This window comes from Bacillus glycinifermentans (assembly GCF_001042475.2).
Taxonomy (GTDB): Bacteria; Bacillota; Bacilli; order Bacillales; family Bacillaceae; genus Bacillus; species Bacillus glycinifermentans.
The window spans coordinates 145,414-168,033 of the sequence record NZ_LECW02000045.1 but is presented as its reverse complement, the minus strand read 5'-3'; the positions used below and the strand labels follow the sequence as shown (position 1 = coordinate 168,033).

At 46.9% G+C, this 22,620-nt stretch carries 18 protein-coding genes and 1 pseudogene; 7 read left to right on the top strand and 12 right to left on the bottom strand.

The window, feature by feature from the left end; genetic code table 11:
• Positions 1 to 123: 123 nt before the first annotated feature.
• The 7 genes from AB447_RS20235 to AB447_RS20205 all read right to left on the bottom strand — a co-directional run bounded on the left by AB447_RS20235 (position 124) and on the right by AB447_RS20205 (position 8,498).
• Positions 124 to 1,548 (bottom strand): arabinan endo-1,5-alpha-L-arabinosidase AbnB, encoded by a 1,425-nt coding sequence (locus AB447_RS20235; protein WP_048354212.1) that lies wholly within the window; start codon positions 1,546 to 1,548, stop codon positions 124 to 126.
• A gap of 110 nt (positions 1,549 to 1,658) precedes the next feature.
• On the bottom strand, positions 1,659 to 3,104 hold the full coding sequence (locus AB447_RS20230) for a DEAD/DEAH box helicase (protein WP_057957729.1): 1,446 nt from the start codon (positions 3,102 to 3,104) through the stop codon (positions 1,659 to 1,661).
• Positions 3,105 to 3,736: 632 nt separating this feature from the next.
• On the bottom strand, positions 3,737 to 3,994 hold the full coding sequence (locus tag AB447_RS25960; RefSeq protein WP_156416011.1) for a hypothetical protein: 258 nt from the start codon (positions 3,992 to 3,994) through the stop codon (positions 3,737 to 3,739).
• A gap of 167 nt (positions 3,995 to 4,161) precedes the next feature.
• Positions 4,162 to 5,463, bottom strand: a complete 1,302-nt coding sequence (locus AB447_RS20220) for a pyrimidine-nucleoside phosphorylase (protein WP_048354278.1) — start codon at positions 5,461 to 5,463, stop codon at positions 4,162 to 4,164.
• Positions 5,464 to 5,491: 28 nt separating this feature from the next.
• Complete coding sequence (locus tag AB447_RS20215) at positions 5,492 to 6,673, bottom strand: NupC/NupG family nucleoside CNT transporter (RefSeq protein WP_048354210.1); 1,182 nt, start codon at positions 6,671 to 6,673, stop codon at positions 5,492 to 5,494.
• Between the two features lie 97 nt (positions 6,674 to 6,770).
• On the bottom strand, positions 6,771 to 7,442 hold the full coding sequence (deoC, locus tag AB447_RS20210) for a deoxyribose-phosphate aldolase (protein WP_048354209.1): 672 nt from the start codon (positions 7,440 to 7,442) through the stop codon (positions 6,771 to 6,773).
• 108 nt (positions 7,443 to 7,550) lie between these two features.
• Entirely contained in the window at positions 7,551 to 8,498 is a 948-nt protein-coding gene (locus AB447_RS20205; RefSeq protein WP_048354208.1) for a sugar-binding transcriptional regulator, read from the bottom strand.
• A gap of 237 nt (positions 8,499 to 8,735) precedes the next feature.
• Between AB447_RS20205 and AB447_RS20200 the strand changes: the two genes are divergently transcribed.
• The 7 genes from AB447_RS20200 to AB447_RS20175 all read left to right on the top strand — a co-directional run bounded on the left by AB447_RS20200 (position 8,736) and on the right by AB447_RS20175 (position 17,216).
• The gene (locus AB447_RS20200; RefSeq protein ID WP_048354207.1) at positions 8,736 to 9,839 is read left to right on the top strand and encodes a response regulator aspartate phosphatase; all 1,104 of its coding nucleotides are present in this window, start codon (positions 8,736 to 8,738) and stop codon (positions 9,837 to 9,839) included.
• Positions 9,836 to 9,967, top strand: coding sequence for a hypothetical protein (locus AB447_RS27305; RefSeq protein WP_269082038.1), 132 nt, complete (start codon positions 9,836 to 9,838; stop codon positions 9,965 to 9,967). The genes AB447_RS20200 and AB447_RS27305 overlap by 4 nt, the downstream gene beginning before the upstream one ends.
• Positions 9,968 to 10,188: 221 nt before the next feature.
• Entirely contained in the window at positions 10,189 to 11,283 is a 1,095-nt protein-coding gene (locus AB447_RS20195; protein ID WP_048354206.1) for a hypothetical protein, read from the top strand.
• The gene (locus AB447_RS20190) at positions 11,264 to 12,112 is read left to right on the top strand and encodes a diguanylate cyclase domain-containing protein (protein ID WP_048354205.1); all 849 of its coding nucleotides are present in this window, start codon (positions 11,264 to 11,266) and stop codon (positions 12,110 to 12,112) included. Before AB447_RS20195 ends, AB447_RS20190 begins: the two co-directional genes overlap by 20 nt.
• The gene (locus tag AB447_RS20185) at positions 12,102 to 13,832 is read left to right on the top strand and encodes a DUF2334 domain-containing protein (RefSeq protein WP_048354204.1); all 1,731 of its coding nucleotides are present in this window, start codon (positions 12,102 to 12,104) and stop codon (positions 13,830 to 13,832) included. The genes AB447_RS20190 and AB447_RS20185 overlap by 11 nt, the downstream gene beginning before the upstream one ends.
• Positions 13,825 to 15,087: a glycosyltransferase family 2 protein gene (locus tag AB447_RS20180; RefSeq protein WP_046130519.1), complete on the top strand. Its 1,263-nt coding sequence runs from the start codon at positions 13,825 to 13,827 to the stop codon at positions 15,085 to 15,087. Before AB447_RS20185 ends, AB447_RS20180 begins: the two co-directional genes overlap by 8 nt.
• A 5-nt stretch (positions 15,088 to 15,092) precedes the next feature.
• Positions 15,093 to 17,216, top strand: coding sequence for a cellulose biosynthesis cyclic di-GMP-binding regulatory protein BcsB (locus AB447_RS20175; protein WP_046130594.1), 2,124 nt, complete (start codon positions 15,093 to 15,095; stop codon positions 17,214 to 17,216).
• Between the two features lie 3 nt (positions 17,217 to 17,219).
• Here the strand turns inward: AB447_RS20175 and AB447_RS20170 are convergent.
• The 5 genes and pseudogenes from AB447_RS20170 to AB447_RS20150 all read right to left on the bottom strand — a co-directional run bounded on the left by AB447_RS20170 (position 17,220) and on the right by AB447_RS20150 (position 22,473).
• Positions 17,220 to 18,517, bottom strand: a pseudogene (locus AB447_RS20170) (valine--pyruvate transaminase).
• Between the two features lie 4 nt (positions 18,518 to 18,521).
• On the bottom strand, positions 18,522 to 19,745 hold the full coding sequence (locus AB447_RS20165; protein ID WP_048354203.1) for a DUF6421 family protein: 1,224 nt from the start codon (positions 19,743 to 19,745) through the stop codon (positions 18,522 to 18,524).
• Positions 19,742 to 20,302 carry a type 2 periplasmic-binding domain-containing protein gene (locus tag AB447_RS20160; RefSeq protein ID WP_048354202.1) on the bottom strand — a complete coding sequence of 187 codons (561 nt, stop codon included), beginning with the start codon at positions 20,300 to 20,302 and terminating at the stop codon, positions 19,742 to 19,744. Before AB447_RS20160 ends, AB447_RS20165 begins: the two co-directional genes overlap by 4 nt.
• A gap of 1 nt (position 20,303) precedes the next feature.
• Entirely contained in the window at positions 20,304 to 21,578 is a 1,275-nt protein-coding gene (locus AB447_RS20155) for an ATP-grasp domain-containing protein (protein ID WP_048354201.1), read from the bottom strand.
• Positions 21,535 to 22,473, bottom strand: a complete 939-nt coding sequence (locus tag AB447_RS20150; protein WP_048406471.1) for a DMT family transporter — start codon at positions 22,471 to 22,473, stop codon at positions 21,535 to 21,537. The genes AB447_RS20155 and AB447_RS20150 overlap by 44 nt, the downstream gene beginning before the upstream one ends.
• Positions 22,474 to 22,620: the final 147 nt, after the last annotated feature.

Here is a 22,620-nt window from a genome sequence, read left to right as displayed (position 1 = left end):
CGAATTGGAAAGGATTAGTCAAAATGAAAGGGTTATAGCAAAAGCCGAGATTTTTATCCCGGCTTTAAAAGGCGGTTTTATTATCGTCCTGGTATATGCCTCATATGTTACAATCACACTCTCCTACATCCCGCTCCCCCAAACCGCATCACCTTCACGAGACAACGCGCTAAACGTCATCACTTTCCTCTCGGTCCCTGTATCCCACTGCCTTAAGAACACACCGTCATACCGCTTTCCGTCCAGCGTCAGCTCAATCCTGTTATGCCCGGTCTTCTTCCATGTGCCGGACACTGCGCCGGATACTTTGCCGTTCTGATTCAAGCGGATGTCGGATGATTCCTTGATGTCTGAGGAGATGTCTTTTCCGTGCCGCACCAATTTGTAGTTCCCGATCATCTTCGATTTTTTTACCTTCATGAGCTTCTCTCCCGCGTAGCGGTGAGGCGCGACAACGGGCCAGCCGTTTTTGTTCATGAACATCTGATGGACGCGGACTTCGTGTTCCTCTCCCCTTCCCGGAAAACGCGTATGGAAAATCAGATAAGACCTGCCGCTTTTTTCATCGTAATAGGCGGAGTTATGGCCCGGTGAGACGTAGCCGGCGTCTGATCCGCTTTGATTTTTAAACAGAAAATTCCCCATGAGCTTGACGCCGTACGGTTCGATTGAGCGGTCATCAAAAAGAGTTCCTTCTTTGCCGCGCACGTCGATCATCGGATGGCCTTCTGCATCATAGTATGGGCCGTAAGGGTTTTTGGAGCGTAAGACGCGGATGTTGTACCCGCCGTCAGCGGCGAGTCCGCCGAAGGACATGTACATGTAATAGTATTTTGTTTCAGGATTGTAGAGAATGTATGCGCCTTCAATCCGGCTGTGGTTGCCGCCGATCAGTTTTTTTCCGTACCCCTGATTCGGAAGAGGGAACCCGGTTTTCCGATCCATTTCCAAAATAAAAATACCACCCGAATAGGAGCCGTAGACCATCCACAGCTTACCGTCTTTATCGAAGAATGTATGCGGGTCAACGACATTCGGATGCTTTGTCGCGTCATACGGGGTGCCGTCATTGCTGATTCCGTCCATTCCCGATTTTAAAAAGACGCCTTTGTTTTTGTACGGGCCTTCAATGTCGTCCGCGACGGCAAGGCCGAGAGCCGATCTCGGGGAATCCCCGCGGCAGGCGTTATAATACATATAAAATTTGCCGTCCTCAAGCTGGGTGACATCAGCGGCCCACAGCGTATCCGTCTCCGCCCACTCAAACGTTTCTTTTAATTCCTCATATACATTCGGAATCAGGGGATTGCCGTCGTGAACACTCGAGGAAATTTGCGTCCAATTCATAAGGTCCGTCGATTTGGCCGAAGCTAAATGGGAACCGAAGACATAGTACGTGCCATTCGCTTTAATAATGGATGGATCATGAACCGTGACTTCTGAAAAAACAGGTTTTTGAGTTTGTGCAGAAGCTTGGTTTGGTGCGAAACAAGCAGCAATGATGAAAAACAACACCAGGTTTTGGATGAAACACTTTCTCATCTTCATTTGTTCTCCTCTCTTTTGGAGCACTTTCATTTTTTGACAATCCATCATATGCTGCTTATCCAAGGTTTATTACGAGCAAAAAAGCTCCCGACAAAGTCGGCAGCCTGAGATTATTTCCTTGCTTTATGCACTTTCAGTAATTTCCCTTTCACAGTCGTTTTTTTCATCGCGTCTAAGACGAGCGGACCTTTGCCGTTTAAAATTTCAACAAATGAACCTTGCTCCTGTATCGTAATAATACCGATATCCTCTGCGGATACTCCGTCGATTTTAGCAATCGTTCCTACGAAATCAACGGCTCTCAGCTTCTTCTTTTTTCCCCCGTTAAAGTAGAGCCTCATGATTTCCTTATTTAACGGTTCGCTCTTGTCCTTTTTGAGCTCCGGTTTCGTATTGATTTTCTTTAGAAACGCTTCTTTTGCCCGCGCAATTTCTTCTTTTGACGGCGCCTGAATGACAGGAATGGAAAATCCAATATAATCTTCAATTTCAGCGATCATCCTCTTTTCACGCGGACTGGAGAAAGTAATCGCTTTTCCCCGCCTGCCGGCTCGGCCTGTTCTTCCGGTACGATGCACATAGCTTTCTTTATCTAATGGCAGCTCATAGTTGATCACATGTGTGACGTCCTCAATATCGATGCCTCTCGCAGCCACGTCTGTGGCGATTAAATAGCGAAAATCTCCCCTTCTAAATCGGTTCATAACAGCAAAACGTTCCTCCTGGGGCATACCGCCGTGAATTTTCGCGCAGGGATAACCCAAACCGGCTAAACGCCGATGCAGCTCATTCACATGCTCCTGTGTGCGGCAAAACAAGATGCAGCTGTCCGGGTTCTCAACAATCAACATATCCACTAACAGTAAAAATGTATCATTTTCATTTACAATGATCAGTTGATGCTCGATGTCTGCGGTTGTCATACCGCTTGCTTTAATCTCGATTTTCAAAGGGGCTTTCATATATTGAAGGGAAAGATTCTCCACATCCTCAGGAAACGTCGCTGAAAACAGCATCGTCATCCTTTCTTCTGGCAAATGGCGGATGATCGCTCCCACTTGATCGATAAATCCCATGTTCAGCATTTCATCAGCCTCATCGATGACAAGGCATTTCAGTTTTTCTAATGGAAAGGTTCCTTTTTTCATGTGGTCCAATACACGGCCCGGCGTCCCGACAACGATATGGCATTTTTGGCTGAGCTCCGTTTTTTGCCGTTCAAAGGACGACTTCCCGTAAACAGCCGCTGCTTTTATTCTTTTATAGCGGCCGATATTAGTCAAATCCTCTTTAACCTGAGCGGCAAGCTCGCGCGTCGGTGTCAAAATCAGGGCTTGGGGTTTGTTCTCTTCCCATTCGGTCAGTTCGCAAAGCGGTATTCCGAACGCGGCCGTCTTCCCGCTCCCCGTCTGCGATTTCACCACAACATCCCGCTTCTTAAGCGACTCGGGAATCACTTTGCTCTGCACCACAGTCGGCTGCCTATACCCTAAATGATCGAGCGCTTTCGTAATTTCACCGCTTAATGCATAGTCTCTAAAACTGGCTTTGCTCATGAATGAACTCCTTTTGGTCATATGATTTCCAGTGAATGATGGTGTTATGAATGTGATTATACGCTAATGATCCTTGATTTCAAAAAGACATGAAAAAGAGGCTGTAATAAACGCAGCCCTTAAAACTGTACTGTATCAAAAGTTCTCAAAAATGAACCAGGAGACGCTGTAGTACAAAAAAAGAAGGCGGGCTAAAACAACCTGAACTTCATAATTGATTGCCCAAGCTATAAATAAGAAATAGCGTAGAAAATCCTTTACCCATCTATTTTGCATTGGTGAATTTTTATTACTCATCAAGGAGCAATCGCCATTATCAAGTTGACAGTCAATGAAATGTAAAGCAATCAACTTGGAAAAGGGTACCAGCCCATTTCATGTACAACCGGGCACAAAGAAAGTAAAATAAAAAGCATTCAGAAAAACATGATGTTTATTCCAGCATGGAAAATTCGTCAGCAGAAGTGACACAAAAGAACTGCATTGCTTCTAAGCCAAAAAAAGAAGCTTTTTCTGAAAGAGCACACAGGCAAGAACCCTTTCTTCTATAAATCAAAAAATTCATCCGCGATTTTCTCAAAATATTCGTTTTTAAAAACGCCGGATTTTCCGGCAGTTCCCTTTTAACTACTTCATTTCCTGAATTTTTTAAAACATATACAAAAGGAAATGATTCCGCCAATTATACCTGTCAAAATTGCCAGTATGAATGAAATAAACAACAAACCCAAATATCCCCATCCCAGCGCTTCATCCTGGGAAGGCTCTCCCGTCGAAAAAGATTGCATGAAAAAAAACGACAGTACGGCATATAGAATAAGCGAGAATATACCAACAATAATAAAGATTAAAACACTAATACCAGAAGATACCAGGATGCGTTTGGCCACGTTTTAAAAAACCCCCTATTTATCTATACCTTTCCGTCCATGTAAAAAGATGACACCTAAGACCTATTTCATGCTACAAGAAAGATTAAAACAGGTAAATAAGAAAAAAGGCCCATTGAATATAAAAACAGCACACACCCACAGGGCATGTGCTGCTTCCCATTTCTCTATTCCGTAATCACCGTATGCACCAGCTTCGGCGCTTCCGATTTTTCTGCGATCCGGATATTTTCATACACTTTTACAACGACATCATCGACGTTCTCGCGGTTGGCGTGAAGCGTGACAAGCGGTTCGCCTTTTTCAACCCGGTCGCCGACTTTTTTGCGGAGCATGATGCCGACTGCGAGGTCAATCGTGTCTTCTTTTGTTGCGCGGCCGGCGCCTAACAGCATGGCTGCGACTCCGATTTGATCGGCGACAATCTCTGAGACGACGCCTGCTTCTTTTGCAGGGACGTCAATTTTATAAGCGGCCTGCGGCAGTTTTAACGGGTCATCTGCGACAGAGCTGTCGCCGCCTTGGTTTTGCAGAAAGTCTTTGAATTTTTGCAGCGCTTTGCCGTTTTTCATGACCTCGATTAATTTTTCTCTGGCTTCATCAAGTGTGTCCGCTTTTTTGGCGAGGACGACCATTTGACTGCCAAGCGTTAAGACGAGCTCATGCAGATCTTCAGGACCTTCGCCTTTTAACGTGTCGATCGCTTCTTTCACCTCAAGGGCGTTTCCGATTGCATATCCAAGCGGCTGGGACATGTCGGAGATGACTGCCATCGTTTGGCGGCCGACATTGTTGCCGATGCGAACCATCGCTTTTGCAAGGTTGACGGCGTCTTCTTCCGTTTTCATGAAGGCGCCTGCACCTGTTTTCACGTCGAGGACGATGGCGTCCGCCCCGGCGGCGATTTTTTTGCTCATGATCGAGCTCGCGATCAGCGGGATAGAATTAACCGTTCCCGTGACATCGCGAAGGGCGTACAGCTTTTTATCGGCAGGAGTCAAGTTACCGCTTTGCCCGATGACGGCGACCTTGTCGCGGTTCACAAGCTTTATGAATTCGTCTTTCGAAAGTTCCACGTGGAACCCTTCAATCGCTTCCAGCTTGTCAATCGTTCCTCCCGTATGTCCGAGTCCGCGTCCTGACATTTTGGCAACCGGTACATCAAGAGCTGCGACTAGCGGCGCAAGGACGAGCGTCGTCGTGTCGCCGACGCCTCCGGTTGAGTGTTTGTCGACCTTGATGCCTTCGATGGCGGAAAGATCAATCGTCTCCCCGGAGTTGACCATTGCCATCGTTAAATCAGCACGCTCTCTGTCTGTCATATCCTGAAAATAGATCGCCATAGCCAGCGCGCTGGCTTGGTAGTCGGGAATGCTGCCGTCCGTATAGCCGTTAACGAAGAAGTTGATTTCTTCCGTAGACAGCTCTTGACCGCTCTGCTTTTTCGTAATGATATCGACCATTCTCATGATCATCACCGATCCTTTTCTATAATGTTCAGTAAATCAAACCGACGACTGTCGCTGACAAGAAACTAACGAGTGTTGCACCGTACAACAATTTTAATCCGAAACGGGCGACGACATTCCCCTGTTTTTCATTCAAACCTTTCACCGCGCCGGCAATGATGCCGATTGATGAGAAGTTCGCGAAAGAGACAAGGAAGACGGAGACAATCGCTTCCGTGCGGCCGCTGAAACCAAAATGGCCTTGTGCAAGCGACTGCATAGCGACAAATTCGTTCGACACCATTTTCGTTGCCATGATGCTCCCTGCATTAACTGCTTCGTTCCATGGAATACCCATTAAGAAAGCAAATGGAGCAAATACGTACCCGAGCAGTTGTTGGAAGGATATGCCTAAAACCGCATTGAAAATACCGTTAATCATAGCGATAATGGCAACGAATCCGATCAGCATAGCTGCCACGACGATCGCCACTTTAAAGCCGTCCATGATGTATTCGCCGAGCATTTCGAAGAAGGACTGTTTTTCCCCTTCTACCGTCTCTGCGACATCATCTTCCTCTGTCACCTCATAAGGATTAATAATGGAAGCAATAATAAATCCGCCGAATAAGTTCAGGACAAGGGCGGTTACGACGTATTCCGGCTTCAGCATCATCATGTAGGAACCGACGATTGACATGGACACCGTAGACATTGCTGAAGCGCACAATGTGTAGAGGCGCTGTTTAGAAAGTCCGCCTAATTGCTTTTTTAAAGAAATAAACACTTCAGATTGACCCAAAATCGCTGACGCAACCGCATTGAATGATTCCAGTTTTCCCATTCCGTTTACTTTGCTGAGCGCAAGCCCAAGATACTTGATAATAAACGGGAGTATTTTCCAATATTGAAGAATTCCGATTAAAGCCGAAATAAACACGATAGGGAGGAGAACATTCATGAAGAATGTAGATTCATTCACATTCACCAGCCCGCCGAAAACAAAGTTTACCCCTTCTCCGGCATATTGAAGGAGATAGCCAAAGCCTTTGGCAAAACCGCCGACAAGATAATTACCGACACCCGTATTCAGCAAAACATACCCTAACACAAACTGCAGAACAATCATGACGATGACAGGGCGGTACTTCACCCGGTTTTTCGCACTAGATGCCACCCATGCAAGGGCCAAGAATACGATTAATCCTGCGATCCCAATTAAAAACTTCATGTTGCGTCCTCCTGAAATTGTATTCGCTTACAATTTTGTACAAATATATCTTCAATATTCTGCGGGAAGCTTAAAAGCTCCCCGCTCTCATATGATATCAATAATTATCTTCATTTTTTCCGGCTTCACCGCCGACAATTGAAACCCCTGCGCTTGCGCCGATGCGGCTTGCTCCCGCTTCGATCATTTTTTCAACATCCTCTTTCGTTCTGATGCCCCCGGATGCTTTCACGCCGATGTCAGGTCCGACGGTTTTACGCATTAATGCGATGTCTTCCTCCGTTGCGCCGCCTGTTGAGAATCCTGTTGACGTTTTTACGAAATCTGCTCCCGCCGCAACTGCCAAACGGCATGCGCGCTCTTTTTCTTCATCTGTCAAAAGGCATGTTTCAATGATGACTTTGACGAGGGCTTTACCGGCTGCCGCTTCTACGACACCGCGGATATCGGCTTCGGCCAATTCGTCGTCACCGTCTTTTAGAGCGGCGATGTTGATGACCATGTCGACCTCTGTCGCGCCTTTTGCGATGGCGTCTTTCGTCTCAAATGCCTTTGTTTCAGTTGTGTTGGCTCCGAGCGGAAAGCCGATGACGGTACAAACGTCAATGCCGGTACCGGCCAATTCTTTAGCGGCAAATTCGACCCATGTCGGATTGACGCAGACTGAAGCGAATTGATATGCTTTCGCTTCCTCTATTAATTTTTTGATGTCTGATCTTGTTGTATGCGGTTTCAATGCTGTATGATCAATTCGTTTTGCAATCGTCATATACGAGCACTTCCTTTGTTCTATGATAGTTTCAGCATAACTGATTTTTGAACAAATGTAAATTACGATATGAAATTTTGTTCAATGGGAAATACCCCGGAAAAAGGTTTAATCTTCCTCCCCTTTTAGCAGTTCCTTTGCCGTATGCTGATCGATAATCAGCACATTGGCATACTTTCCTTTGAGCGCTCCGTGAATGGCAGCCGCTTTTCTGATGCCGCCGGCGACGAGGATTGATTTTTCTTTTTGCCTTAGATCAGCCAGTTCCACACCGATCGTCCGGGAGTCGATGGCTTCGCTGCAAATGTTTCCGTCAGCGTCAAAAAAGCGGGAGCAAATGTCGCCGACACCCTGCGTTTGGAGCAGTGTGATTTCGTCCTCGCTGAAATAGCCCAGCCTGAACAGCAGCGCTTCGTCGCGAACCGTTCCAACCGTAAAAAGCGCGATGTTTGCCTGTTTGCCCATCTCAATAATACGTTTGATATGGCGGTCCTGCTCCACCATCTGTTTGACCTCGGCGTTATCAAACACAACCGGGAGCGGGAGATACCTCGGCATGGTTTGAAAGGACTCGGCAAACAGCTGAATCGTTTCTGCCGAATATGTATTGACTTGTGAGTGGCTGATACCGCCTTTCAGCTGGACGACCTCTACGCCTTTTACGTGTTTGGCTTCGAGGTGCTGTGCGATTTGGTACATTGTCATTCCCCAGCTGACCCCGACGATGTCGCCGTCATTAACGGTATCGTGCATATATTCCGCACCATAGCGGCTGAGGTAGTGCGTGATGGTCGAATCATCCTCAGTCGGAGAAAAGACGACATGCGCCTCAAGGAGCCCGTATTTCTCCTCCAGCATCGCCCCGAGTGCGCCCATATCCTCAAACGGATCGACGATGCGGATCTGGACATACCCCTTTTCTTTTGCAAATTGGAGCAGCCTGGATACCGTCGGCCTTGAAATTTGAAGCTGTTCGGCGATCTGCTGCTGGCTGTAATCGGACTGATAGTAAAGCCTGGCAGCTTCAATGCTCAATTGCTGTTTTTCCCTGTCCATCACAAGCCTCCCCTATCGTTATCGCTTCATACAATCATATATAGACCGGCGGACTTTTTCAACCTGCTTTAGCCCTTTGGGGGGCTGGAAGGCGCAGATATGCTCCGGCAGGAAATCAAGTTGTATGCCATGTTGACTATAGTAAACTTGTACTATTTATAACTATTCATATACCATTATTATGATAAAATGGGTAATGTAGGGCAGGTTACCATATCGGTGAACGGAGGGTGAAGAGTGGCAGCAAAAATCGCGTTCGAGGCAGTGGGAAACAGCTTGAATCAATGGTACGGGCTGATCAGACAGAACAACATTACCGAGGCAGCCGCCATGAGGGAAGAAATTAAAAGGACGCTTGATGCAATGGAAGAAAATCAGGATGTGCTTTTGTATTTCAACCTCATCGATTCACGATTCAAACTGTTGACAGAACGGTATGAGGAATCCGGGACACTCTTACAAAACATCAATAAAACACCGGAAGAAATCGGCACGGACAACATGATTCAATACTATTTTTATTTCTTCAGCGGAATGTATGAATTTTACAAAAAGAACTTCATCACCGCTATTAATTTCTATAAAATCGCTGAACTTTCACTCCACAAAATCCCTGATGAAATCGAATTAGCCGAGTTCCATTATCATCTGGCCATTGCCTATTATGAAATCAGACAAAATATCTTTTCATTAAACCATGCTGAAAAAGCGCTGGAATCGTTTAAGGCACACGACGAATATACGAGCAAAACGCTCAAAAGCAAAATGGTGATCGCGGCCAACTATGTAGATCTTCAGCGGTTTCAAGAAGCAGAGGCGCTTTATCAGAGGGTGTATGAGGGCGCGTCCGCAGACGGCGATTTCCGTTCGGCCGGACTTGCCTGCATGAACCTGGGGATTTGCTATGAGCGCCATGATCAGCTGCAAGAAGCGAGGCGGTGCCTGGAAAAAGCATTGAGCATCCCCGAACACAGGCAATCCGTCTTTTCTTTGCGGACGAAGTATATGCTGAGCCGCGTTCTGTACAAGATGGAGTTGTATGCCGAGGCGCGCGAGTGGTATCAACAAGCTGCAGCCCGCGCTGCGAAAAAACAGCAGACTGAATGTCAGTCAAAACTCTTCATCATACATTCCCTTTATGAGAAAAACGATCCAGACAGAATCGATCAAGGCCTCAAGTATCTGGAAATGAAACAGCATTGGTCAGACGTAGCCGACCTCGCCATCAACTGTGCAAAATACTTCAAAAACCAAAACAACTATGAGCATTCAGCAAAATACTTTGAGAAAGCGTGCTATGCGAAAGATCAAATATTCAAATTAACGGAGGCGATTTCATGAAAAAGCTGACAGGCGTCACTTTGCTATTGGGTATACTGGCAGCGGGGCTCACTACCCATGAGGTATCGGATCATAAGGCGGTAAGCCAAATTCCGGTCAAAGTCACGGAAAACGCCGGTTTTGGTTGATTCGGGCAGTAGTATTCAGGAAAAAGGTGTTGTGTTATCACAACGCCTTTTTTTCTTGTTCTCATTAGTTATGCTGACATTCCACAAATATCCCCCACTTTTATCAGTCTTATAGTCCCGTTGTTTAATAATCAAAAAGGCGCAAAAAAGATAGCAATCTTCGTTTTTTCATTTATAATATATTTCATTAGTCACAGATCTGACACAGGAGGGATGTGCCCGTGAGGCATGTATTGATGGGTCTGATTTTATGCTGTTTATTCATCGGTCTTTCCGCCGGCGGCTTCACAGCCGAAAGCAATCTCCAAAAACGGTCGGCCGCTGATGCAGCCAATGAGCCGCTACAGCCTGCCGAGTACTTTGTCTATCATCATTTAATGAATGATCAAGGGCTCATCAAAACCGATCTCTCTGATCAGCCGGTTTACTTATCGGAATCTCTCGGCTTATGGATGGAATTTTTGGTCAACAGAAAAGACGCCCCGCATTTTCAGGAGCAATACCAGCGTCTGACCGAATCCTTTCTCATGAAGAACGGCCTGGTTTCTTGGGAAATTCAAAACGGAGAAGCAAGCGGGGTGAACGCCCTGATCGATGATCTCAGAATCATGCGGAGCTTTGATCAAGCTGCCGCTCTTTGGGGAAACAGCCAGTATGAGCAAACCGCTCAGAAAATCGGAGACGCATTAAAAACGTACAACATGAACAACGGGGTATTCACTGATTTTTACGATTCCGCCTCACAGGCAGCATCTAAGGATATTACGCTTTCGTATATCATGCCTGATGCACTATCAGTCTTAAAAAAGAACGGAATCATAGATAAAGAAACCCTGCAGCGGAACAAAAATATCCTTTTCTCGGCTCCTTTGAAAAACGGTTTTCTGCCGAAAACATACAATACGGAAACAAAGGAATACAGCTATGACAGCGAAGTCAATATCATCGATCAGCTGTATGCGGCTTGGCATTTGCGGCCGGGAGATGAAAATGCCGCTGTTTTGGCTGATTGGATCATTCACGAATTTCAGACGAACGGAAAGCTTTATGGACGATATTTGGCGGATACAAAAAAACCGGCAGTCCAATATGAGTCCCCATCCGTTTACGCTTTAGCCATTATGTTTTTAACAAAGCAAAATGCAGACAGCACCGTGATCAAGGCGATATATGAAAGAATGAATGATTTTGAAATTCTTGACCCGACCAAGACGTATTACGGGGGATATATGAGCGGCAATGAGACGCACTCATTTGACAACCTGCTGCCGCTGCTGGCTGAAAGGAAGCTTTTCGATGAAAATATCATTCAATGACAAACAACAACTGTTTGCTTATACGATAGGGCTCGCAGCAGCCCTTTCTCTGTTTATCTTTTATGTCTCCACCCAGCAATCGGAAGGGACTTTAATCACCTGCATCACCTTTGCCGTGATCGGAGCAGGTATATGGCTCGGACCGATCTATGCACTGTCCGGCACCATCGTCGTCCTGTTTGTTCTCGGGACTTTAATGATGTTTTTTCAAGCGGGGCAAGTCGTGTTTCCGTCTGAAGAAGGGCTGTGGACGCTCGTCATCTGGGGAATTGCGCTTATCGTGTTTTCCTTTATGTCCGGAAGAATCCACGATATCGCGGCAGAGCTTCACCGTTCTGTCAAACGGCTCCAGTCTGAAATCAACAGCTTTGTCGCGATTGACAGAGTGACGGGTTTTGATAATAAACAGCGAATGCAGCTTGAGCTTTCAGAAGAGATCAAACGGGCAGAACGGTACGGCAATTCGTTTGTTTTTCTGCTGCTTCAAATGCATTATTTCAAAGAGTTTAAATCGTTGTACGGAGAAAAAGAAACCGACAGGCTCTTCCAATTTGTCGGCAGTCAAATCAGGTCAAGCGTACGGGAGACGGACAAGAAATTCCGTCCCTCTGAAGAACGGTTCGGCATTGTGCTGACCCATACGCCGGTTGAGCATATGCCCGCCGTCCTGTCCAAGCTGAAAACACAGCTTGAAACGTATCAGCTTCAGAACGGCAAATATGTAACCTTAACCTTCCATGTGTGTTACCTGCCGTATCGCAACGATATCAAGACGGCTGAGCAATTTTTAGAAGAACTGGAAAACGAGATGATGATGAATGAATTGTAAAAGAATATGCCTTTTATGGGCGGCCTTGCTCATAATCGCAGCGGCTTTATATCAGCCGGACTCCGCCGCAGCGAAAGAGAAGGAGAACGGAATTCTTATCATCTATTCAACGTTGGACGGAACAGAATCGGCTCATGTAAAAATGCTCGATTTGATCTCAGGCCATTTCTCATCCAGCGTAACCGTCAAAAAAGACGAGGATGTCAAAGCAGCGGACCTGTCGGGCAAAATGCGCGTCATCTATTACGGCCAAACGAAACGAAAGCTCGGCAGGAAGCTCGTATCCCTGATCGGCTCATACAAAAAACCCGTGATTGCGATCGGCTTTAATGCCGGGCAATTCAGCCAGTTTTCCGGCCTTTCCTTAAAAAGCAAAGAAAACGTGTACGAGATCAAAAGCAGCAGTGAGAAAAGCGAGGTTTCATTGGAAAGCGCGCTTCATGTGCTCGAAGTCTCGGGACTGAAGGGGAAGGCATTGTACACCCATCAATCCGACGATGGGAAAACGCACCCTTTTATGTGGAAAACGGACAAGTCAAACGTATACATCGGCTTAACGAATTTGTTAAACGACAGCCAGCTCACGGCGAAGGAGCTGAGACAAGCGTTCGGAGAGAAAGCGGACAGCACGCTTTTATACTTGCGGCTTGAGGATATCAGTCCGATGGCAGACGAAAAATTGCTGCTTCAAGCGGGTTCGTATCTGCATAAAAGGAATATTCCTTTTATTCTGGCTGTCATCCCGGTATACGTGAACCCTGAAACAGGCGAAAAAGTCTATATGTCTGATAAGCCGAAGCTTGTCAAAGTGTTGAGAAAACTGCAAGACATGGGCGGAAGCGTGATCGTCCACGGATATACCCATGCTTACCGCTACAGCGAAACCGGAGAAGGATTCGAATTTTGGGATGCCAAGGCTGATCAGCCGATCACATCGCAAAATGCAGATGATCCGCCGTCGATTTTAAAAAAAGCACAGGACTTTCCGAATGAAGCAGCCTATAACAGCTATTTGAAGCCGTTTAGAAAAAACGAAGAAACGTACACACGGCAAAAGCTGACGCACGCCATTGAGGATTTAACTGCGGAAGGACTCTATCCGCTCGGATTTGAAGCGCCTCACTATACGATGTCAGAGCACGGCTATCAGATCACCTCCGAGTATTTCTCAAGCATTTTCGGCCAGGTTCAGCTCAGCGATACAACGTGGAAAACGTCGGGTACGGCACCGTTCGTGACAAAGCCGGCCATGCTGCACGGGATGACGCTGTACCCTGAAACGCTGGGCTATGTCGATGCATCAGCCGAGAATCCGCTCGGTGGCGTGAATGAGCGCATTTCTCAAATGATCGATTTCGAAGGCGGGGTAGCCGGAGCATTTTACCACCCTTATCTCGGCATGAAATATTTGCCTGAGCTTGTCGATCAAATGGAACGCATTCCGAACAGCGAATGGCTCGATATAAAGAAAACAAAACAAACCGTAAAAACGGACAAAGTGGAAATCCATACAAACGGAGACGGAACGATTCACGTTAACAATAAGGTGAATGCCGTTGAGGAGTTTTTCGACCATCATCAGCAAAGTCCGCTGGAAAAGGCGCTGTGGATTCTCTCAGCGATTGTGCTCCTGTTTGTGGTGATGTTCGTTATCTACACCCTTTATTTGAGAGCCACACTAAAAAAACGAATCTTTAAGGAGAGAAAAAGCCGTGGGTAATGTTCTGTTCTTTGCCTCGCTAAGCTTAATATGGGTCATGCTGCTGTATCACATGTTTCTGATGCAGGGAGGCTTCCGCCATTACATGACCTACGAACTGAACATTCCGAAGTGGAAAGAAAATGTGAAGAACCTTCCGAAGGTCAGCGTTCTGATCCCGGCACATAATGAAGAGGTCGTGATTCGGCAGACACTGAAGGCGATGGTGAACCTCTATTATCCGAAGGACAGGCTGGAGATTATCGTCGTAAACGACAATTCGTCCGACCGAACGGGTGAGATCGTGACCGAATTTTCCAGACAATACGACTTTATTAAAATGGTCGTAACGAAACCGCCGCATGCCGGAAAAGGAAAATCCTCGGCTCTCAACTGCGGTTTTGCCGAATCGAACGGTGATGTCATTTGCGTCTATGACGCCGACAACACACCGGAGAAAATGGCTGTCTATTACCTCGTTCTCGGCCTGATGAACGATCCGAAGGCGGGCGCCGTTGTGGGAAAATTCCGCGTCATCAATGCGGCGAAGACGCTGCTGACAAAATTCATCAACATTGAAACGATCTGCTTTCAGTGGATGGCGCAGGGCGGGCGCTGGAAATGGTTCAAAATTGCCACGATCCCCGGCACGAATTTTGCCATCCGCAGAAGCATTATCGAACGGCTCGGCGGCTGGGATGATAAAGCGCTGGCTGAGGATACCGAGCTGACGATCCGGGTGTACAACCTCGGCTACCATATCCGTTTTTTTCCGGCGGCTGTTACATGGGAGCAGGAACCGGAAACGTGGAAGGTCTGGTGGCGCCAGCGGACAAGATGGGCGCGCGGCAACCAATACGTCGTCCTGAAATTTTTATCGCAGTTTTTTAAGCTGAAACGAAAACGGATTATCTTTGATTTGTTTTATTTCTTCTTTACGTATTTTTTGTTTTTCTTCGGCGTGATCATGTCAAATGCGATTTTTGTTATTAATTTATTTTACGATTTGCACTTGTCTGTCGGCTTTTTGTCGATGATCCTGTGGATTTTGGCTTTCTTTCTCTTTATGACGGAGGTCATGATAACGTTGAGCATCGAAAAAACGGAAATGAACAGGCAAAACTTTTTTATCGTTTTTCTGATGTACTTTACATACTCGCAGGCATGGATCGTGCTTGTCATTTATTCGTTATTCGTGGAAATCAAGCACCGTCTGTTCAAGCAGGAGGTTAAATGGTACAAGACAGAACGATACAATCAAAAGAAAAGCGGGTGACGTTTTTGAAATATGCAATCATATGTCTCGTAGGCTTCATGCTGGCGGCAGTGACAGGGGAAGCCGCTTTAGCCAAAGAAGTAAAGGTGGACGGCTCGATCCTCGGAGAAAACAGCCGTGAACAAGCAAAGCAGCAAGTGCTTACGAGCGATCTCATCACAATGTATGGTACAAAGGACAGCACGGAGCTGACGTATCAAATTCCAGCCGGCGCCTCTTCCTCCCATCAGCAGCTTGCGCTTGAATATGAAGCCTCTGACCTGTTAATCTCCCCTTCTTCCCTGACGGTTGAGATCGATAACGAACCGGTCAAAACGGTAAAGCTTACAGGGAATGCAGAGCGCAAAACATTAAAGCTGACGCTGAACAAAAGCCAAGCGTCTCAGGGTTTTCACAGCCTGTCATTGAAGTTTTACGGAGTGGTGAAGGAAGGCGTCTGCGTCCGGCAGGATTCCTCCGGGAACTGGATCAAAATTTATCCGGACAGCCATCTGACATTGGGGGACAAGAACGAAGCAAAGGGAGCGGCGCTTGAGCACTATCCGTATCCATTTGCCCAATCAGGAAACACCGTGGAAAAAACGGCAATCGTCATTCCGGACGATCCGAGTTCCGCAGAAATAGAAGCGGCTGTTAAAACGGAAAGCTATCTAAAAACGATTGACAGCAGCATCAGCATCACGACTTTGAACGAATCAGACATGAAGCGCATCGACAGGCCGTCGATTTTAATCGGCGTTCAAAAGCATTGGAAAGGCAAAGTGGAAAAGCTTTTGGCACAAAGCGATATAAAAGCGCAAGAAGATAAGCTTCTGCTTGCGGAACGGGTGCTCACGGCAAACGGTAAACAGCAGCCTGTTCTGTTTGTCAACGCGGCGTCTGATGACGTGCTTTCCGTGAAAATCAGCGTCATCACCGATAAAACATACGCCGGCCAGCTCAGCGGCGAAACGCTCGCAATCGGGAAGCTGCAATATCAAACAAAACGGGACGCGGGTAAGCTGACGCTTGAGGATTTCGGAGCGGGCGATTTGACAATCGGCGCAGGGCAATCTTCTTCTGAGCATTATTATTATCCTGCACCTGCAATTTTGGACAAGGATCAATCGGCGAAGCTGTCCCTTGCATTAAAAAAATCAAAAACGATTCAAAAGCTAACGTCCCAAAGCGATTTATCCGCCGAAGAGGCGGAGCTGAAGGTCATGATCAACGGCCAGCCTCACTCCGTCCGGCTTGACGATTTAGGAAAAGAAGACAAAAACGGCTTTTATCATGTGACCTTAAAAGTCGATCCGAAGCTTTTGCAAAAAAACCGCTACATCGATATTCAATTTGCCACTTCCGGCTTGAAGGAGAACAATCCCTGCTATGCAACAGACGATGACAAATGGGTATTCATTGATAAAAGCAGCGCACTCACGTACCCTGTCAGCAGCACGACAGCGTCAGCCGACTTTCAGGAATGGCCGCTTCCCTTCGCGGGAATTCAAGCTAAGACAACGCTGATTGTCCTGCCTGACAAAGTCGATCAATCGAAGCTTCAGGAGCTTTCGCTTGTGACAGATTCATTCGGCAGTGAATCCCAGCATTCATTCACGGTCAAAAAATCCTCTGAAGTGAAAGCAGATGATATGAAAGGCCGGAACGTCATGTTCATCGGCGGCATTGGCCAGTTTCCTCTTCTGAAAGAGAAAGCATCGGACTTGGCCGTGCCGGCAGCGAAAAACGGGACGCTCGACGTGTCATCCTTCCAAATGCTGAACGAAACGGCAAAACAAGTTGCGTTTACACAGACATCGCCGTGGGATTCAAACTACTCGATGGCCGTGTTTGCACCGTTTAACGGGCAAGGCGCTGCCGTCACAAAAGAAATGATCAGCTTTCTGAACAGCAACGATAACACAGCGACCGTCATCAATGAAACGGACAGCAGTCAGCTCTTCACAAACCATCAGCAGCTTGCAGAAAAACCAAGCGGAACACAGACCGAAAAAACGAAGGAAAACGGTCAGCAGAATATGATATATTTCGGCGTCATCGCATTGATCATAGCGGTAGCGGCCGTTCTGATTTGGATCATGGCAAGACGCAGAAAACGGAAGACTGACAACGGAAAGAACAGGGGCTAACGATCAGCCCCTGTTTTTTATTAGTTTCTCATCTTGACACACGCCTTCGACGACACCGGCCAAAATGCCGACTCCTTTTTTAATATCTTCATCGGCTGCCGTCAGGCTGATGCGAATGCACTGCCGGACATGCGGCGAATCCCACGGAACATGATGAAAGAAAGACGCACCGGGGACGATGATGACGCCGTTTGCTTTCAACCGGGCGTACAGCTCGATATCAGCAACAGGGAGATCCTCGATCCACAGCCAACCGAAAAGCGAGCCTTCCCCTCTGTGCAAATGCCATTTGATATCGCCCGGCATTTCTCGAAGCAAAGCGTCCTTCAGCAGCAAAAATTTGTTATGGTAGTAAGGCCGCACCTCATGCTGCGAAACGGCGGCGAGGCGCCCGTCATCCAACACAGCTGCCGTCATATATTGCCCCAGCCTTGAAGAATGAATCGCCGCATTTGATTGAAAAGCCTCCATCACCTTCATGTAACGCGGATGACCGATGGCGATCCCGACCCTTTCACCGGGGAGGCCCGCCTTTGAAAGGCTTATGCAATGGATAATTTGATCGGTAAAAACGGGCTCCATTTCGATGAAGTTGATAGCCGGAAAAGGCGGCGCATATGCGGAATCGATGAGAAGGGGTACATCGGCGTCACGGCAGGCGTCAGAAATAAGCAGCACGTCTTCTTCAGAAAGAACATTTCCTGATGGATTATTCGGCCGGGACAGCACGACGGCGACGATATCGCAAGCGCCTTGCATCCTCTTTAAAAAGCGTTCCCGGTCCAGTTCGTACCGGAACATGTGATCATCCAATGTTGAAATTAACGGCGGGATGCCTTCGACCGTGTCCATATCCAACGCCGCACCGCTGTACCCCGCATAATCCGGAAGCATCGGAATCAAAGCTTTTTTCACGACACCGTCGCTTCCCATGCCGCAAAATGAATTGATCGCAAAAAACAACAACTGCTGGCTTCCCGCCGTAATCAGCACATTTTCTTTCTCAATGTCATGACCATAGCGGTGTGAAAAGAACCGGACGACGCTGTTGATCAGCTCGTCCGTTCCATAGCTTGATCCGTATTGGCTGATGGCCGAAAGGAACGTACCATTCTCAAGCAGTCTCTCTAAAACTGCTTGCCACATCGCGGCCGTTTCCTGAAGGATCATCGGATTGCCGGCGCTCAAATTGAGATATTCACGCGAGCCGACATGAAGGATTTCCTGAATATCGCCATCACCGCCCTGATCCCCGTCTTCTCATTCATTTTTTCGCCTATGATGCTGAGCTTCGGCTTCAATGTTTTACCCCCTAAACATGATACGGTCCGTTTTGACGGCGTTGTTTATATCATGGATAAAATACTGCGTCGGGACGCCGAACCGCCCTCCCTCATTTCCGGGAGGCAAATATTTCCTCACATAGCGTTCAGCCTCTCTTTTATAAACCGAATCATCCTCTATTTCTTCCAGCTCTTCGATTTCGGCAACGAGTTTTTTCAAGTCGTCCATGCATAATGAAAGATCGAGCGATGCCGGCTTATCTTTTCCCTTTTTGATGGAGCGGCCGTTGTCGATGATCCAGCTGAACAGAAAAAATCCCGTCCCGGAATCAAAGTTGTGTGTCGCATTATGCTGGCTCGGGTAGCGCAGCAGACGTTCAAACAGGACAAATTCGATAATTTCCTCCCAATAATCGTACTTTCGTTCTGCTAAAGCGAGGATAGACTGGCAATCCACTTTGATTTCCTCCAATATTCCCGCAAAAAAATTCATTTTCGCTTGAATGTGCTTGTGAAAAGGCTTGTTGCCGCAGTGGTGGTAATAGTCGTGCAAGTAACCCCAAAGGACTCTTGCTTCATACGTGTTTTCAGGAGAAATGTGCGCCGATTTGAAAGGAACGTTTTCAAAAATAGCCCGCGCCCTCTTCAACGTATCCTCATGGTAGATTTGGTAGAACTTATTGAAATAAAAAATCGCAAACGTCTGCTCTGTTATTTTTTCTTTCGTCTTAACATTTTCCGGGAAAAATACGATGCATTTTTCTTCTGTGAACCCCCTGGTTCCCGCTATCAGCTTCAGCGACTGGCAGCCGTTTTCCGGGTGAGGCATCTCCACCTCAATCGGCTTCATCATCGCCGGCTCATCGCGAACGGCCAGGAAAGCCTCAAAAAAGCAGCCTTTCGTATGCGGCCCGTTAGGCGTAACGACAGGGGCGAGAAAGAAGGTCGTCTCCTGATCCTGCGGAGGGCGATATGCCGTTAATAAACGGTCAAAATACGGCGTGTCGTCCAATCCGCGGCCGATCCAGTCCAAGACATCCTCTTTAAACGCTGCGCCGGCCTCAGGCACATGTACCGCCTCATATATGATTCCGGCAGCTTCGGCTAATTGAAGGAGAAGCTGTTTCGCCCTGACCTGCTGCTCTGTAATCTGTCCTTTTTCGTTTTGATACATTTGCAATTCATGAACCTGCGGTACAATTTGTTCGTTTACCATATTTACGATGCCACGCGTCAACGTCTTCATCGGCTTCCTCCCTCGCTTTTTCCGTGAATGGTAAAACACATCGGCACCTCGCCGAAATCCTTTATGACATGCAAATGGTTTTCATGGGCTGCCTTAATCGTCGTAATACAGCCGTCGGCTGCTCCTGATGCGCAGGCAAGCGCTGCTTGGGAATTGCTGCTGACCAAATCCACATGATCGCTGAACAGTTTTGCAAGATGAGCAGGTGCAGGATGTGATGCGACTATTTTGACATCCGGTTCCCTCGTGTTTTGCTTCACGGCAAACACCATATTGTATGTCGGCATGACAAAGCTATCTATGATTTGTAAATCGAGCAAATTCTCAAATACGATATTGTGCAAAAACGGATACACCGCGCAGCCCAAAAGGACTGAATTTTCAGTCTCTTTTACATGAAGTAGCGCCTCTTCCAGCGTTTCATAAAGCTTGACCTCACCTTGAAGCCCTTGGTTCTCAAGCCATAAAAAACCCGCTTTTTCACAGTTTGTACCTTTCGGACCCAATGTGTGAACAACCATCACCGCTTGATCTTCCTGCACTTTTGTCGAGATCATCTTAACCTCCCATTGTACCCGTCAGATTATTTTTATAGATGATGGCAAGGTCACCATCTAATTTCCGGTAAAAAGCTTCGCATTCTTCATATGAATCATGGCTTGTTAAAATAAACCCCGGGTATCCGGAAAAATGCGGATACGGAAGAATTTCGGCTCCTGGTTTGATAAATTGAAAAACCCGTTTGACTTCCGGCCTTTGTTTGATGTCTTCAAGACCGTCGATTTTTTCAAACGTCCCCGAGCCCTGCACGGGAATGATGTAGTTGCCGGCCGTCCTCTTGGCGCGAATCCCGTCTTCTAGATGCCTGTCCAGCGGTTTAAGGGCATTTTGAATGACCAGTTGCATGAAGTTGATGCCCGTACTCTCTTTAACGATGTAATGGGAGATACCCGAGCCGCCGATTCTCGCCCCGACTTCGATGACATAAGGCTGTCCGCTTTTATCGAGCCTTAGTTCGGTATGAGCCGGCCCCTGATGAATGCCTAAAGCTGAAACGGCCGCCGTCACTTCCCGTATGATCGAATCGTGCGCCTCCTCATCCAATTTAGCCGGTGCAATATAGACGCCTTCTTCAAAAAACGGCCCTTTACAATCGCCTTTATAACCGATCGACAATACGTGGACTTTTCCTTGAATTGACAATGTTTCAATCGCAAATTCAGGGCCGTCGACAAATTGCTCAACAATGATGCCTTTTTTTCCTGTGACAAACCGGCTAAGATCGCCCTTATTGATATCCTCTGCTTTGCGCATCGCCTCCTTAAGCTGTTTGCGGTCATCGGCCCGAACGACCCCCTGGCTTGAAAAACCGTTGATCGGTTTCACGACCAAAGGAAACGTCAGCTGAACATGTTCCAAGTCTTCATAAGCAGCAGCTTCTTGGAAGAAAGGGATATTCAACCCGTGCTGCCGAAGAATCCTGCGGGTTTCGCTTTTATTCCGGCAGTTTTCAATCGTTTGTAAAGGAAGTCCGGGAAGATTTAATTCCGCCGCGGCTTTTGCAGTGAAATGAAGCGCCGGCTCGAACAATGTCACCACTCCATCAAAAGGAGATTCGACAAATGTTTGCTTGACGATATTCATTGCTTTCTCTTCATCCTCGAACAGCGGGATCGGAACGCTTCGGTCAACTGCCGGGAGATTTCCCGGGCAATTTTCTTGCGAGTTGTAGAAAAATGTAACATCGAGGCCTAAATGTTCAGCTTCTTCAAAAATAAACGGCAATTGCTTATTTTGGCAAATGATGGCCAAGCGTTTGTTTAGCTTTGTCAATTTTTTCTGCCCTCTCTTCTTTTTTAATGTTGATAAACATGACTCCGAAAATCACAAACAACGTCCCTAAGTAAATATTTGCGTTTAATGTTTCGTCCAAAAACAGAAAGCCGATATAAAGGGCGATGACTGGAGAGATAAACAGATGGGAAGTCGCTTTTGAGATGTGCCAGTTTTTAAGCAAGTAAATATTGATCCAAAATCCCAATATAGAACCGATAATCGCCAAGTACAACAATGAGTAGAGACTGATGCCGGAAAATGTCCGCGTTCCGCTTTCTACTACTAAGCTGCTGATGAGCAAAATCGTTCCGCCCGAGAGCATGGACAGAGAATTGAAGCTTAGTATCGGAAGGGTTTGGATTTTCTGCTGCACTTTAATTTGTATAAAGGCAGATCCGAACATTGCACATAAGATGGCAGCCATGGAGATGATTTCGATGACTTCAACCTTGATAAACAGCTGATTGCCGAATACGATCGTAATGCCGAGCAACGCGAGGAAGATGCCCCACTTTTGAATCTTTGTAGCCGGGGTTCCTTTGACAAGCCGATTGATGATCAGGGCGAAGACGGAGATGCTTGCGGCCAGAATGGAGACCAGCCCGCTTGGCAAATACAGAGAAGCCCAATAGACGGAACCGAAAGGGATCGAAAAATACATGATGCCGTTGAAGAAGGATAGTACGAGCAGCTCCTTTGAAACAACAAATTGTTTGCGGATCAACAGAAAGACGGCGATCATGACGCTGGCGATCATAAAGCGCATGCCGGCCGACCAAAACGGCAGGCTGTCCTTGAGCCCCGCTTTTTGCACAGCCCACGTCGTTCCGCCGATCAAGCATAAAAGTCCAAACAGCACATGCACGCGGTACTTTAAAACGTTTGTCAACATATCACACACTTCACCTTGTTTGTTATCGTCTTGCGGTTTATTTTCTGAAAAATCTGATCAAAATGGATTATGAGGGAAATTATAACTTTTATATCAATACCAGTCAACAACATTTAAAATCTCTTAACAATATAATAAAAAACACTC

Bases quoted from the DNA above. Each gene is read 5' to 3' on its own strand.
- AB447_RS20235 (WP_048354212.1), bottom strand. From the start codon at position 1,548: ATGAAGATGAGAAAGTGTTTCATCCAAAACCTGGTGTTGTTTTTCATC.
- AB447_RS20230 (WP_057957729.1), bottom strand. From the start codon at position 3,104: ATGAGCAAAGCCAGTTTTAGAGACTATGCATTAAGCGGTGAAATTACG.
- AB447_RS20220 (WP_048354278.1), bottom strand. From the start codon at position 5,463: ATGAGAATGGTCGATATCATTACGAAAAAGCAGAGCGGTCAAGAGCTG.
- AB447_RS20215 (WP_048354210.1), bottom strand. From the start codon at position 6,673: ATGAAGTTTTTAATTGGGATCGCAGGATTAATCGTATTCTTGGCCCTT.
- deoC (WP_048354209.1), bottom strand. From the start codon at position 7,442: ATGACGATTGCAAAACGAATTGATCATACAGCATTGAAACCGCATACA.
- AB447_RS20205 (WP_048354208.1), bottom strand. From the start codon at position 8,498: ATGGACAGGGAAAAACAGCAATTGAGCATTGAAGCTGCCAGGCTTTAC.
- AB447_RS27305 (WP_269082038.1), top strand. From the start codon at position 9,836: ATGAAAAAGCTGACAGGCGTCACTTTGCTATTGGGTATACTGGCAGCG.
- AB447_RS20190 (WP_048354205.1), top strand. From the start codon at position 11,264: ATGAAAATATCATTCAATGACAAACAACAACTGTTTGCTTATACGATA.
- AB447_RS20185 (WP_048354204.1), top strand. From the start codon at position 12,102: ATGAATTGTAAAAGAATATGCCTTTTATGGGCGGCCTTGCTCATAATC.
- AB447_RS20165 (WP_048354203.1), bottom strand. From the start codon at position 19,745: ATGAAGACGTTGACGCGTGGCATCGTAAATATGGTAAACGAACAAATT.
- AB447_RS20160 (WP_048354202.1), bottom strand. From the start codon at position 20,302: ATGATCTCGACAAAAGTGCAGGAAGATCAAGCGGTGATGGTTGTTCAC.
- AB447_RS20150 (WP_048406471.1), bottom strand. From the start codon at position 22,473: ATGTTGACAAACGTTTTAAAGTACCGCGTGCATGTGCTGTTTGGACTT.